The sequence below is a fragment of the Thermococcus sp. genome (assembly GCF_026991495.1).
Classification (GTDB): Archaea; Methanobacteriota_B; Thermococci; order Thermococcales; family Thermococcaceae; genus Thermococcus.
Map to the genome: position 1 here is coordinate 40644 of NZ_JALXBJ010000050.1, position 12636 is coordinate 53279.

Sequence of the window (12636 nt, forward strand, 5' to 3'; positions counted from 1 at the left end):
CACCCCCGGCCTGCCTGCTCCTCCTCGGAGCAGACATCATAGCGGGTACTCCCACGACCTCTTTTTCCTGTAGAGCAGATAACCAATCACGCCGGCAACAACCAAAGCCGCAATAAGGCTCTTCCAGAGAATTGAACCAATCGTCCGCTCCTTCTTCGCCTTCTCGATGTAACTCTGTTTACTCCGCTGATTCTCTTCGCTCATCACTTGCTCTATTATTCCGTGGTACTCTTTATTCTGCTGCTCCAAGAAATCGGCCTTCCCTTTGAGCTGGTTGTACTTCATTGTAAGATTTGCCAATTGGGCCTTGAGATCGCGATTCTCCTTCGTGAGGTTCAGGAGCCTCTCCTGAAGGGCTGTGAGGTTCGAGGATCTCAGTTTGCGTTCCAGCTCAGAAACCTGGCTCTTTAGCTTTTTATTCTCTGAAGTTAGAGTGTTGATTTGTTTTAGCTTCTGCTGTATTTGCGAGGTGAGGTTTTCAATGGCGAGGTCCTTCTTTAGAAGGGTGGAGTTAAGTTGCGCTATGATGGTCCTGCTAGCATTTAGTTCCTCGATGAGATTAGCTACTCTCTCATGGAGCAAGGAGTTGTTGGCCTTGAGTTGTCCATTTTGCTGTTCTAGATCCTTAATCTGCTCTAGGAGGTTTCCCAACCGACGAGAAAGGTTTTGGATCATTTCTTCTTTTTCACTATTCAGGGCATGGGCCTGCTCGAGTTCTTTAGTTAGATTTTGAATCAGGGCCTCTTTTTCCTGTATGGTTTCATTGAGCTGATTAACCAGCGCTCGGAGCTCTTTGATCAGAGTTTCGTTCGTCTGGTTTACAATAACTGTTTGGTTCACGATCACTGTCTTAATCCTAACAATAGGCCAGAAAGTGGCTGAGAACGGCTCACTAGATTTAATGAGAACAGACATCGTGGTTCTATTTAGGAGAACGACAGTCACGTTCATTTTGCCGATAATCACCGTCCCGTTTGCAAGGAAGTAAGGAACACTACCCACCTGGATGAGGGCCACGGGCCGAACTAGAACTGTAATGCTCGCATTGAGATAGTTGTCGGATATGTACAGGGTCTGGCCATTCTTGAGGATCCCCTCCCATGTGTATGTTTGGCAGGTTTCCGCAGCTAGGGCCTGCCCGAGACTTCCTATTAGGATATACATGAATACTATGGCCAGAAGCTTTCTCACCATCATCACCCCAAAATGCCTTTGATTTCCACGGTTCCGGTCTTCCGGTTCACCCACACAAAGCCCGCGAACATAGAAGTTCTGTCAGATTTGAGTTTTAATTCGAAGACCCAATAAAGCTGGCCGCTCTTTTCCTTCTCTGTGAGGCTGGACTTCTTCGGTTCAAGCTTGTAGCCATATTGCCTGAGCTTAGCGTTGTAACTGGCAAGGTACTGGAGAACGATGTTGTAAGCCTGCTCTGCAGTAATTGGGTAATTCTCGACGTATTCTCCTTGGAGGATTGTTAAGTGGCCATCGCTCCAGAGGATTTTGTCTCCCTGGATTATATGGCCGCTTTCAGGGTACCCAAGATGGTAAAGCCTCTCACGGAGAAGATCGTGTTCGTTAAACGTCGAGTATCCGAAATAGAGCAAAAAAATTATCACTAGTATCGCAAAGAGGCGGAGAATCACTTTTGAAAATGAAGGAGAGGAGCGGTGGGCGTACATCTCAGCCCACCTCACGGCCCTTTGGCTTCAACCGGCCAGGTAGCACTTGTGTTGGCCTGGACAATGAACGGGGCCGTCTCGTTGTAGAGGGTGGCCTTATTGCCGCTTAGATCCTGAACTACGAAGTAGAACGCGTAGTAGTCGTTTGTCGTGATGTTCTTGAGGATAATCGGTTCAGTGGTTGCGTTTATGACTGTAAAGGTGGTGGTGTTGGTTACAGTGTTGTTCGTGCCTAGGTCAGCCCAATAGACATAATAGGTACCGATCTGGTCATTATCAGTGGCGTTGAAGTTGATGACGAAGTTGTAAGTAGTCGTGTTGGTGGCGTTGTTATAGGTTGAGGTAATGTTGAGGCTAACGCTCGTAAGGGTCGGAGCGGTCGTATCGCTCACAGTAATGCTCTTAACATCGCTGATGAGGGCCTTTCCACTGTCGTAAGCCACCTTAACCTTGTAATAGACCACATCACCGAACTTTGAGGGTATCTCGGCCTTGTAGGTGCCGTTGGTCTCAGTAGCGTTCAAGGCGGTGTAAGTCGCGTTGTTCGGGTCGGCGACGTTCAGGGCATAGAGGACCTGGACGCTGCTGATGTTGAAGTGCTCTTCATTCGCGAGAGTAAAACTAACCATCGCGTGCCCGGTCGTCTGGTCAACAGTCGGCTGAAGGTCTGAAACAGCGAGCTGATAAGTAGTCTGCTCGCTCGCGTTGCTCTGGTTATCCAGGTTCAGAAGCACTCCCGCACCGGCCCCGTGCCCGGCGTAGGCCCACCAGGCTACCAGGCCAAACAGCGCTATCAGGCCGATTGTTATGATCTGCCTTTCTTTCTTCCTCATTCTTCAAACACCTCCTAATCCTCCGAGTGCATCTTTCAGCATACCCGGAACACTCTTTATGAAAGAAAAGAAAGTATCAGTAAGGCCAAATGACTTTAAGAGCGCAAGAGTACCGAGGGCGTAGAATATGAGCGCTGTTTTCCCCTTTGCCAGGAGTCCAATCAGGATTAGAATTATACCGAGCGCTAGGTATGGGTGGGATCCTGCGAGACCTTGAAGCTGGCCAATGAGGCCGTTCACATCCATTATGCACCCCTCCTGGCCCTCATTGTCAGGCCCGCGAGGATTCCCGCGAGGCCAAATGTGGTGACTCCCTTGACGAGTTCAAGGGTAGTGGCCTGCGGGTCGCCAGTGATTGCCAGCATAGCAATTCCTCCGATGACCACGAAAGCCGCTGCGTCCCACGGGCCCCAATTGTCCAAATCCGCGATCCTGTAAACGCTCAGGCCCACCAGGGCGCTCGGAATGAAGAGCGCCCAATAACCACTGAGGCCAAAAAGCTGGCCCACTGTAGTCATTGCACCGTTGAAGTGAAAGACAACAATGAGGTAAACAATGAGAGCCGCTGCAATCCTGCCGAGCATTTTAGATCACCTCAGAGCAGCACTACCAGCCAAGAGATCACGTGGGCAATTGGATTGTATCCCTGCGGCAAAATGGCAAGGTACTGGAAGTGGGTTGCGAGTGTTGCGCCGAGCCAGGCAATGAAGTACCACGGGTCTTTCCCGGTGTCTGGCGCGAAGATGTACAAGCTCGTTAAGCCTGCAACGAAGAGCGCTGCAGGGGTCGATGCTCCGGAGAGAGTTAGTGTGCCCGTGAGGGCCCATAGCGCGAGGGCAAAGCCCACACCACCGAACAGCAGTGCACCAAGTATCTCATTTCTACCCTTCGCAAACTTCCCATATAATTTCCCCATGTCCGCGTAGCGGTCAAGTAGCTCGATAAAGGCAACGAAAAGCAAGGATACCTTTGCTAGCGTTTCAGTGCTCTGTTGTATTGTTATATTGTGTTCTCCGCCGTACCAAAACAAAACGGAAAGGAATCCTGCAGAAAGCAGGATTTTTGCCAAGCCGCCCATTACTTCTTTTTTCTCCATCTTTCCACCACCTCAGAGTTTTGTTCCCAACCAGGCCACGAGGGCCTTGAGTGCAGGAATACCAATCACAATAGCCAGCCAAATCCCCAATCCAGTCAAAGCGCCAGTCCTGCCAAGCAGATAGTAGCCGCCAATGAGCAGAATCGCCAGCAGTGCCAGCATCTTCCAGTTCTTCAAATTCCCGAGGATAGTATCTGCCAAGCCACTAATGCTTATGTGCAGAACATAGTCATCACCGGCCTTCTTGTACTCCTGCGCCTGACTATCAAGCATCTTAGCACCCTCAGAATCACCCTTATACGCCCTGTCTGCAGCCTGCTTCTCAAAATCACCCGCATACTCATACTTCTTCGCCGCATTGAGGTGGTTTAGAGCCAGTTGAGCATCATCCGTCTGCGTGGCCTGAGAAAGCATCTGAAGCTCAAGCTGGTAGTACTTAATCGCCCGATCAGCATACTGCGCGGCCTCCTTGTTGCCGTTAGCCTCGGCCATCTTCTTGAGCTGCTCCGCAGCCTGAATCTTATTCTGCAGGTCCCGTTTCACGGACTCAAGCTGCGCCTTCAACAGCTCAAGCTCAGTCTTCGTGATCTTGTCATCATCAAAGATCGGGAGGATCTTCTGAATCCTCGCGTCATCCAGGGCCAGCTTCTCCCTGTCAAGAACGCTCATGTGTGGCTGAATGAGGACCCAAACCGGAATCTTCGTGCCATCGTCACGCTCAAACCAGACCAAGCCGAGGCCGTAGACGCGGTAATTCACTATGTCCGGCCCAAACGTGTACTTGGTAATGCCGTACGCCTCTTTTATCCCATCAGTCATGTCTCCGAGCGTGTTTGAACGCCTGTCCGCCATCTCGAAGTTCCCGTTCTGGAGCAACCTAACAGCGAAGACCTCAAAGTCATCGTAGATCTTTGGATGCTCATCAAACATCGTGAGGAACTTGTGGTTCGGAGCAACGAAGAACTTCCACGTCGCGGCAGAATCCTGGACGTGCACTGGCGTCGCGTAGGGCCTAATGAGAACGTCCGAGACGGCACCCCACTGCTCCGCAATGAACGGGGCAAACTTACCCATAACGAGGTTCGCCATATCAGCCGGCATGGACGCGTTAAGGCCGGTCTGGAAGAGAACCACGTCAGTACTGCTCGTAACGTGCAGGTAAACACTCCTGGTTTCAGCCTCGACCGAAAGCGGAATATCCCTCACATGAACCCACGTGCCATTCACAAGGCTCCAGTCCTCTTTGTAAGCATCGATTTTGATGTAAATCTCGAACTGCGGTGTTTTTGCGGACTTCAGTTTCTCGATCAGGCCCGGCGTGATCTGGCCGGTCCTGATGGCGTCGGCAACGGCATAATCCAGATCGTCCGGGACCTTAAGGAAGGTGTTAATGTCATAGGCCCCACCGTTGAACGTGAGGTTCGAGAAGGTCCTGGTGTACCGGTAGTAGGCCGTGCCAGTATCGGCCCTGACCACGTACATGGTGACCTTATTCAGGTGAATGACGTTCTGCTTGATCGGATCGCTTGAGAAGAAGATCCTCAACTTGACTGGAAACGCTGAAAAGCCGAGGATTTGATCCGGCCCATAGAGCTTTAGCTGGATGTTTCCAATTGCTCCCGTCTGCTGGATGTCGTACTCTACCGAACTCGTTGCCATTTTGGCGAGAAGCTCTGTCAGCTCGCTGTACGCTTTTGATTGTGCATCATCGACAATTTGATACTTTCTCCATAAGTCACGATTCTTAGCGAGGTCATCGGTCGTGGCGTTCTTGTCAGAACCAAACAATGATGGAGCTTTTTCCTTCTTCTCAGGAATCAGCGAGTAAACTGTACCACCAACTGTTGCCGCGACCGCTCCGCATGCCATTGCACCAGGCACCGCCCCCACGCCCATAGTAGACGCTCCAACTACCAACTCACAACCAGCAAACGTTAATGCTCCGGCTGCAGCTGCTATAGCACCACGATGCTCAGAGAGGAAACCACCAACTTTCTCCTTTATCTTCCCTCCCACCCCAAAGGCATCAAAGGGATTCAAACTCCATGCCGCCACGTACCCCGCATTGATCGTATTGGTTACTAGAACGAACATCAACACAAATGAAACACATCTCCTCCTTCTTCTGCGAACTTCCTCAACACCCTTCCTCCGCCTGTTCAGCCCCTTCTTTTCTTGCTCATCCTGCTCCTTCCTCTTGACCTTCTCCCGTCGGAAAATTGAAAACAGAGAGCGGAGCATGCCATCACCTCCGTCTCATGACCAAAACAGCCCCAAGTCCAAGAGCAGCAGCGGCTCCGATAGCAAGGAGCGGCAAACCAGAGCCGCCACCCAAACCAATCGGCAGGCCGGCCTCAGAACCCGTGATAATCACATGCACCGTGCCACTGTACCGCTCAGCATCTCCCTCAAGGACCTTCATCGTCAAGTCGTAAGCATCATAAGTCAGTTTATCCGGCACGGCAAACGAAATACTGACCGTCTTGGTCGACGAGGGAGCGATTGCCACAGTCTGGTTCACCGGAACATCAAGAAAGCCGCCCTCCAACCTGATCGTATAGTACTTCGTGCTGTCGCTCGGATTCTTGAGCTGCACCTGAACAGTCCCAACGCCGCCCTTCTTGACGCTGACTGATTTTGTGAGCAGAGAAATACCCGTGCCCACATTGATCGTATAGCTCGCAGTCTGCCCGTTCCACTGGAATTCAAGCGTATAAGTGCCCTCCTCCGGAACATTCACTGTGAAGGTGTGCACGTCATAGGGGTTGAAGGCATAACTATCACTCCAGACCTGGCTCCCGCTCGAATCCGTGAGAACCACAACCATCGCGTAGCTCTGGCCGCTTGCCTCGGAAACCCTCAGCTGATTGTCACCCACCTGCCACTCGCTTGGCATTTCAACCGTGAAGGGCAGCGGGTCAACCTTGTATGAGACTTGTTTTGTTGTGGTGTACATCTTTGTTCCGAAGGCATCGTGGCTTTCGAGAGTTAGGGAGAACGCGTATGTGCCGACACTCGTTGCCTTGAACTTGATAGAAATCTGGACCGGCGAGGAGATGTCGCCGAGATAGTACTTTCCGCCCTCAGGACTGATGACGGAACCATCCTTCCGGACTTCGAGGACGTTAGAAAGGCCTGCGAGACTCAGGTAAGTGTTGTAAGTTGCGGAAGTGTCAATCGGAGTTAGGGTGAAGGTGAGAGTATAAAGAGTGTGCTCGGGAATGCTGATGTTTGAGGGGAAGTTTTCGAGCTTGAATGCTGCAGAAGAGGGGTAGAGCTCAACTGAAACGCTCATATCCCCCTGAACGTCTATCGTCTTCGTGACGCTCCAGTAGCCAGGCTTCTCGAAAGTCAAAGTATGCTGTCCCTTAGTGAGCTCTAAGCTTTGCCCGTCATCGAGAGTGCCGAGAATTGTAGAGCCTTCTTTGACCGTAACGCCCGTGAGACCCTGGCCACTGAGGGCGTCTTTGATGCTGAAAGTTACAGAACCGCTTGGAGCGAGCACTTCAATACTCTTCAAATAAACATACTGCACAACATCATTATAGATCATTCCCCCAAAGAACACATTTATGTGGTCAATGTCTCCAGGAGAGAGCTGAACTCCCTTTTTCTTTAGATCATCGAGTGGGGAGAATGTCACGGTTGTAAATCCTGCCTGAACTGCTGTCCAGTTGAGGTCATTAAATCTATAGTCATTGTCTACCCACGCTAATTTACCCATTGTCTCTGATCCGTAATCCGTTCCAATTGCCCAATTCGCTCCCCCGTAGTGCATTACTGAATATACAAGCCCATTCTTTGCAAAAATGATCGCCCCAACTGCTGCTCCTTTATTTGTTGTTGCATATATTGTCATTCTGACTGTGAAGTTATTGCCAATTGTGATGTTCTCTTTCAGAATTGCCACTCTTGCCCTGTAATGTCCCGTGTTACCAGAGCTGTCCAACTTAAGATATACAGCCTTCTTTGTTGAGTCATATCCAATTCCACCTTTCACACTCTGACAGATTGAGTCTAAGTACCAGTGTGGCAGGTCTTTATCTGTATACCAGGATGATGAGCTATACGTGTCTACTAGACTTGTGTCACTCGAAAAGTCAACGCTGAAGATGGATGCTGTTCCGGCTCTCACAAGCGTCATTGAAACGCTAGCAAAAAGCACAAGCAAAGCTAGCAAAATACTAGCTCTTTTCATCCGTTCACCCCCTAACACCATAGTCAACCCCAATCCCTCCGAGGAGCGAGAGCAAAAGCGCCGAATCCTGAACGCTGTTCTTCAAAGCTTCGAGAAGAGCTGTAACATCGCCAGCCTGCTGAGCCAGCGCGACCAGGAAAGCCACCAGCATCATGTCATACAGCATGACACGCCAGCCGCTCGTGAGGGGCTCGATGAGAGCGACCGCCCGCGAGCCTTTGTTAGTGAAAGCCCAATGCACGAGAACTCCTCCAACCGCGCCGAGAGCAAGGGCTTCCTTTGTCATCATGGGCCAAGCCACTTTGAGCCAGAAGGCCACGATGAGGACGAAGAGAACCAGCTGAGCGAGGCTTTTGGGCTTCATGTTATCGCCCTCCTCTTGATGTTCGCTATCCTCGCCTGCTGGAGCTGCCGAATTAAGCGGGCTTCTTCGCGCTTGAGTTCAGTGATACGCTTCCGAACACGCTCAAGCTTCCTCTTCAGGGAAGCAACATCCTCCACGCGCTGCATTTTGACCACCTATATGCACTCGGCTTCATTGCCCTCCCTCATCTCATCGGCACCCTCGGAGTTCGGGCTCGGCCTTCTCATGAACCTGATTAGAGAACTGATTAGAGCGGAGGAGTAGCCCGGAGGGTCTAAAATAGAGAATAGGGTGATGGTATTTAAGAATATTAGAAAATCTCTTTATAGAGAGTTTATAAAGTCTATAAAAGAAGATTGGGGAGGATTAAACCTTTATATCCTTATAGAGTCTCCTTACCGCCATTCTTACTACTGCTGAGTCGTTGTTGAGGCCAAGACTCTTCGAGAGCTCCTTAATCATGTGATGAGTCTCTTTATCGATGCTAAACGCCCACACAAAGGCACCGGTACCATTCAGTTTTTCCCGGGCCATCCCTCGCTCACCTCCTTTCATTTTCCCAAAACCTTCTTCAGTTCGTCTACAACTTCCGGATACCACTCATCGGCTAACATCTCAAGGTTCAGGTAGTGGCGTTCTATGACAGTTCTTGGAGCCCTGCCCTGAATGAAGTCAATGACCTCAATGGGAACCCCCTGTCGGGCCAGAAAACCACTAAACCATTTCCTGACCGCCGAGGCTGAGAAGATAACGCTCTTTTCCGTGTTCCTAATACTCCTGATCTTCACCCTCATCCTTGCATGAACGCGAGTGTATCTGAGGTTGAGCCTCTCCAGCCTCTCTGCGAACACTCGTGGGAAATACGCCCAAAACGTCTGTTTAGTTCCTCTGCCAATGCCGCTCATTGGGTATTTTGCTATCTTGTCCCCATAGAAAACGAGCTTCTCTGGATCGAACTCGTTTAGCATCCTAACGATATGCTTAAGTCTCTGCCCGCTATATACAAGCGCTTCGTAAATTAAAGCTAGAGTCGGATCCTTTTGGAGGTAATACTCGTAGGCCATCCTTACCTGTTCATCTGTGATGTAAACTCTCCTTACCCCTGTGGGCTTGAGCTTGATGATCTCCTTGAGGTCGAGGTACTCGGAGCGACTGATGTAGCCTCTGTTCTTCAAGAAAGTTATGAAGTTCCTCAGAGACTTTGCAAATCCTCTGTTGTAGTGTTCTTTAACGAGAGCTTCGTCGAGAGATGCCTTATCAGTTATTCTGTACTTTCCAAAGAACCTTTCGAGGTACCTCATGTAGCGTTCTTTAGTCTCTTCTGTGGCCAGCTTTGTGGAGAGCCATTCCTCAAACGCCTTCTTATGCTGAGACCAAAGAGTATTAAGCTCCATTTCGCTTGAGGACGCTTCTCCGGCCCGCTTTCGAGCCCGCGCCCCGGGTTCAAATCCCGGCCGGGGCACCAGAATAGCACTTTGTTAAATCTTTGAGGCAACCCCTTGATTCGGTCGAGCCTTTCTGCGGAAACCACCAATTAGAGGTTAGAAAGTGATGTGCGGCACCCGGCCGGAGGCCGCGGGGGTGCACGGCTGATGAAGGCCGGATACCGCACGTATAAAAGTTCAGCCTCAGAGGTTATAACGTTTTTCACGCAAAGGAGGATCGAGGGGCAAGGGCTTCCAGAGGGAAATAGGTTTTTGGCAGTGTAACCGAGATCATTAACAATAGCCCTAAAAGGGGGGGACAAGGAGAGGGCCAACAACAAAAAGCCAACCCTGCTCATTTTAGCCCACATTGTATCACCCTTCATTTACGGAGTTCCCATTGTTATCGGGAGCATGCCTCGATCTGTATCGTGTGCTACAAATTTTCTCAAACAGGTACCACCCAATTGTGGAGTATACCGCCTGCTGAAGCAGGATTAACAAAACACCCAGTGAGGGTTTCGGGGTGGATAGTGGAAGCTTGGAAGCTGGAATCAGGTTAAGTCCTAAGACTGAAATGATACCAGCAACCGCGGAAAGCGCGTTAAAACCAATGGCTTCATAGATAATGCCCTTGGAAGATAGCAACGCCATTAAGGGGAGACTTATGACGGCCAATGCCAGAAACCCTCCGTTTTTTGTGAGTACAGCCACTAGGATGATAACCAGAAAGTACATAAGGGCCCGATAGTACCCGGTATCTCCATTTTTCTGGAAGCTCAGTAAAATCGTTCCACTCATCAACCAGTAGAAGGGGAACACCATATATAATGTTCTCACTGCCACGCCACTACCCCTAAGAACTGCAAGGTAGATTCCTGTGGATGGCACCAAGGAGTATAGCAACAGGTACTCCATTCCGATAAACTTCCTGAAGGTTATCAAGATCACTGTAATCAACACGAGGTTAACTAAGGCTGAAGACACTTCAATTGCCAGCGCCATGTCCTGAGGATAAAACAACATAATAAAAAATGTGAAAAAACACCACGAAAGCATACCCACTGCCAAAATTTTTGAATGATTCCTTTCCATTCAAATCACCCGCCAACCACAGCATTATTGTCTACATCTCCGGGAATACCATCAATACCCCTGTATATAGCATACACCTTCCATGAAAATGAAATCGCGGCCCAAGTAGTTGCTGTCCCTACAGCGTAACCTGTAATAGCCCCTTCAATTGCTGCCTGGGGATTTCTCGTGACGGCACCCGTAATAACACCACCAAGAATGCCCCCTACAACCCCTCCAGCCTTTACAATTAATGGGTCGCCCTGATCTTCTGAAACTTCGCGAAGCCCATCATCTCTGCGGTAGTCCCTTACTTTGTTTTTCTTCATTGTGATGCTTCTGCCTGCTTTGAATAGATGTCCTCACCTCCTCGAACATTAGATAACCACCCCACACGAGTAGCACTGTGGAAATTCCTTCAATCCAATTGTGGGCTGAAATGCTTCAAATAAAAGGATCCAACGAAAAGAACCCCAAAAGGAGCACTCCAAACCATCTGAGCCTTGAATCAGCGTTCTCTATTGCGGGTCCCTTCCTAAGGCCATAACCGACGAGCAGTATGAAACCTGAGAGGACGAGAAGGATTGTCAGGAGCAAAGCTGCGGCGGTAGGCTTGATGACAATGAGGCTGGCGAGGATTGCAACCAAGTTGGCCGCGAGAAAAACCGTTTGCAATTTTCCACGCATTTCTATCTCCCCGTCTGATTAACCAGAGGATCATCGTCCAAACGTACATCACTGAGAGGCCTACGCTGGTTATAGTAAGGGTCACCCCAATGCCTGAAGAGAAATACAAAAGGAAAAGAGACGCGGAGTAAACAGCAACACCTTTCCATTTCATTTGTTATCTCCCCCCTATGGTCTTCCTAATATTCCATGCCACACTACCCCATATTATAAATCTCAGAGTACCTCCAATAACACCCCTCGCTGCAGCTCCGGTCATGCATGTTCTATCTCCCAGCATTGGCAAAATTTAGGGATGTGTAACGTCATGGCACTCCATCCTCACCCACGGAATCGTAATTCCGATTAATCCTACCACAAAGATAAATACCGAGAGAGAAAACTCAACTGACTCAGTAACTAGGGGATAATTTAGGAGTAGTCCCAAGCTAAAGTACCAGACGAACAGATCGAACAGCTGTCTAACAAATCCCTTAGCGCCTGAGGTATAATAATATCCCATTATATGCAAAATGAGCCAGCGGGCATACTTGTCAGGCTTTAATCTTTGTTCCTGTGGCGCATATAATCCACACCACCAGCACTCCCAAGGAGACCCCAACTGAGGTTTTGATAGCAGGGAACACCCCAAAATAAATGCCCTGAGACAGTAAAGAGAAAAGGATCAAGGTGAACCACAAAAACCTCCAGTGAAACTCCACTCTGCTCACCTCTCTTATGTGTACTCCAGTATAAGGGCTTTAAGAAACTACTCCAAACAAACGCCCATTGGTCAAAACCAAGTTTGAATTTCAGATTCAACCGAAGGTCGGATATTTTGTAGGTTATCATTAACTCCACACCTTCCTGATCTAAGTCTTACTACATTCATCGGCTTTACTTCAACTTTGCTTTAGTGTTCTTACGCTACCCCTTTGGCTTTAACGGTTGGTAGATGTTTTTGACAGTTCCTTTCTATCAAACCATAAGTCACCCCCACCAAACCCACCGCCAGAGGGAACAGCGATAAGAAGAACCTCGTAGAACCATCAACCAGCGGGAGGTTAGCCAACCCGCTGAAGGCAAAATAGCCCACGAAAAGGGCAAACAGCTGCCGAGGTTTACCCTTGGCACCTGAGAGCTTGGTATAGCCGATTATATATCTCACGATTATATATCTCACTATATCGTTCCTGCAACTCTGAGAATTTAACCGCCTACCAGCCCAGCAGATTGATAACATGAGCATAAACGCCACTGCAGAACCCCCAATTGTCCTGATAGCGCTCCATGACCCAAAGT

General features: G+C 49.5%; 16 protein-coding genes. All 16 read right to left on the bottom strand.

The genetic code is table 11. The annotated features are described in order from the left end of the window. Positions 1 to 36: 36 nt before the first annotated feature. Positions 37 to 1197, bottom strand: coding sequence for a hypothetical protein (locus MVB78_RS06320; protein WP_297489416.1), 1161 nt, complete (start codon positions 1195 to 1197; stop codon positions 37 to 39). Continuing rightward, positions 1197 to 1679, bottom strand: coding sequence for a hypothetical protein (locus MVB78_RS06325; protein WP_297489419.1), 483 nt, complete (start codon positions 1677 to 1679; stop codon positions 1197 to 1199). The genes MVB78_RS06320 and MVB78_RS06325 overlap by 1 nt, the downstream gene beginning before the upstream one ends. 11 nt (positions 1680 to 1690) lie before the next feature. Then, positions 1691 to 2512, bottom strand: coding sequence for a hypothetical protein (locus tag MVB78_RS06330; protein WP_297489422.1), 822 nt, complete (start codon positions 2510 to 2512; stop codon positions 1691 to 1693). A 3-nt stretch (positions 2513 to 2515) separates the two neighbouring features. Next, a complete protein-coding gene (locus tag MVB78_RS06335) occupies positions 2516 to 2758 on the bottom strand; it encodes a t26-9p (RefSeq protein ID WP_297489425.1) in 243 nt (80 codons plus the stop codon). Continuing rightward, positions 2758 to 3096: a hypothetical protein gene (locus MVB78_RS06340; protein WP_297489428.1), complete on the bottom strand. Its 339-nt coding sequence runs from the start codon at positions 3094 to 3096 to the stop codon at positions 2758 to 2760. The genes MVB78_RS06335 and MVB78_RS06340 overlap by 1 nt, the downstream gene beginning before the upstream one ends. Positions 3097 to 3107: 11 nt before the next feature. After that, positions 3108 to 3608, bottom strand: coding sequence for a hypothetical protein (locus MVB78_RS06345; protein ID WP_297489431.1), 501 nt, complete (start codon positions 3606 to 3608; stop codon positions 3108 to 3110). A gap of 12 nt (positions 3609 to 3620) precedes the next feature. Continuing rightward, entirely contained in the window at positions 3621 to 5849 is a 2229-nt protein-coding gene (locus tag MVB78_RS06350; RefSeq protein ID WP_297489434.1) for a hypothetical protein, read from the bottom strand. Positions 5850 to 5853: 4 nt separating this feature from the next. After that, positions 5854 to 7806 (bottom strand): hypothetical protein, encoded by a 1953-nt coding sequence (locus tag MVB78_RS06355; RefSeq protein WP_297489437.1) that lies wholly within the window; start codon positions 7804 to 7806, stop codon positions 5854 to 5856. A gap of 4 nt (positions 7807 to 7810) precedes the next feature. Next, on the bottom strand, positions 7811 to 8170 hold the full coding sequence (locus MVB78_RS06360; protein WP_297489440.1) for a hypothetical protein: 360 nt from the start codon (positions 8168 to 8170) through the stop codon (positions 7811 to 7813). Continuing rightward, on the bottom strand, positions 8167 to 8316 hold the full coding sequence (locus tag MVB78_RS06365) for a hypothetical protein (RefSeq protein WP_297489443.1): 150 nt from the start codon (positions 8314 to 8316) through the stop codon (positions 8167 to 8169). The genes MVB78_RS06360 and MVB78_RS06365 overlap by 4 nt, the downstream gene beginning before the upstream one ends. 220 nt (positions 8317 to 8536) lie before the next feature. Beyond that, positions 8537 to 8704, bottom strand: coding sequence for a hypothetical protein (locus tag MVB78_RS06370; RefSeq protein ID WP_297489446.1), 168 nt, complete (start codon positions 8702 to 8704; stop codon positions 8537 to 8539). Positions 8705 to 8721: 17 nt separating this feature from the next. Next, entirely contained in the window at positions 8722 to 9633 is a 912-nt protein-coding gene (locus tag MVB78_RS06375; protein ID WP_297489449.1) for an integrase, read from the bottom strand. A 336-nt stretch (positions 9634 to 9969) separates the two neighbouring features. Beyond that, on the bottom strand, positions 9970 to 10689 hold the full coding sequence (locus tag MVB78_RS06380; protein WP_297489452.1) for a hypothetical protein: 720 nt from the start codon (positions 10687 to 10689) through the stop codon (positions 9970 to 9972). 5 nt (positions 10690 to 10694) lie between these two features. Then, a complete protein-coding gene (locus MVB78_RS06385) occupies positions 10695 to 10997 on the bottom strand; it encodes a hypothetical protein (protein ID WP_297489455.1) in 303 nt (100 codons plus the stop codon). Between the two features lie 115 nt (positions 10998 to 11112). Next, positions 11113 to 11355, bottom strand: coding sequence for a hypothetical protein (locus MVB78_RS06390; RefSeq protein WP_297489458.1), 243 nt, complete (start codon positions 11353 to 11355; stop codon positions 11113 to 11115). 901 nt (positions 11356 to 12256) lie between these two features. Further along, positions 12257 to 12636: hypothetical protein (locus tag MVB78_RS06395; RefSeq protein ID WP_297489460.1), on the bottom strand; the 380-nt coding region annotated here is incomplete at its 5' end.

Coding starts and splice junctions, on each gene's coding strand:
- MVB78_RS06320 (WP_297489416.1), bottom strand. CDS start 1,197: ATGATGGTGAGAAAGCTTCTGGCCATAGTATTCATGTATATCCTAATA.
- MVB78_RS06325 (WP_297489419.1), bottom strand. CDS start 1,679: ATGTACGCCCACCGCTCCTCTCCTTCATTTTCAAAAGTGATTCTCCGC.
- MVB78_RS06330 (WP_297489422.1), bottom strand. CDS start 2,512: ATGAGGAAGAAAGAAAGGCAGATCATAACAATCGGCCTGATAGCGCTG.
- MVB78_RS06335 (WP_297489425.1), bottom strand. CDS start 2,758: ATGGATGTGAACGGCCTCATTGGCCAGCTTCAAGGTCTCGCAGGATCC.
- MVB78_RS06340 (WP_297489428.1), bottom strand. CDS start 3,096: ATGCTCGGCAGGATTGCAGCGGCTCTCATTGTTTACCTCATTGTTGTC.
- MVB78_RS06345 (WP_297489431.1), bottom strand. CDS start 3,608: ATGGAGAAAAAAGAAGTAATGGGCGGCTTGGCAAAAATCCTGCTTTCT.
- MVB78_RS06350 (WP_297489434.1), bottom strand. CDS start 5,849: ATGCTCCGCTCTCTGTTTTCAATTTTCCGACGGGAGAAGGTCAAGAGG.
- MVB78_RS06355 (WP_297489437.1), bottom strand. CDS start 7,806: ATGAAAAGAGCTAGTATTTTGCTAGCTTTGCTTGTGCTTTTTGCTAGC.
- MVB78_RS06360 (WP_297489440.1), bottom strand. CDS start 8,170: ATGAAGCCCAAAAGCCTCGCTCAGCTGGTTCTCTTCGTCCTCATCGTG.
- MVB78_RS06365 (WP_297489443.1), bottom strand. CDS start 8,316: ATGCAGCGCGTGGAGGATGTTGCTTCCCTGAAGAGGAAGCTTGAGCGT.
- MVB78_RS06370 (WP_297489446.1), bottom strand. CDS start 8,704: ATGGCCCGGGAAAAACTGAATGGTACCGGTGCCTTTGTGTGGGCGTTT.
- MVB78_RS06380 (WP_297489452.1), bottom strand. CDS start 10,689: ATGGAAAGGAATCATTCAAAAATTTTGGCAGTGGGTATGCTTTCGTGG.
- MVB78_RS06385 (WP_297489455.1), bottom strand. CDS start 10,997: ATGAAGAAAAACAAAGTAAGGGACTACCGCAGAGATGATGGGCTTCGC.
- MVB78_RS06390 (WP_297489458.1), bottom strand. CDS start 11,355: ATGCGTGGAAAATTGCAAACGGTTTTTCTCGCGGCCAACTTGGTTGCA.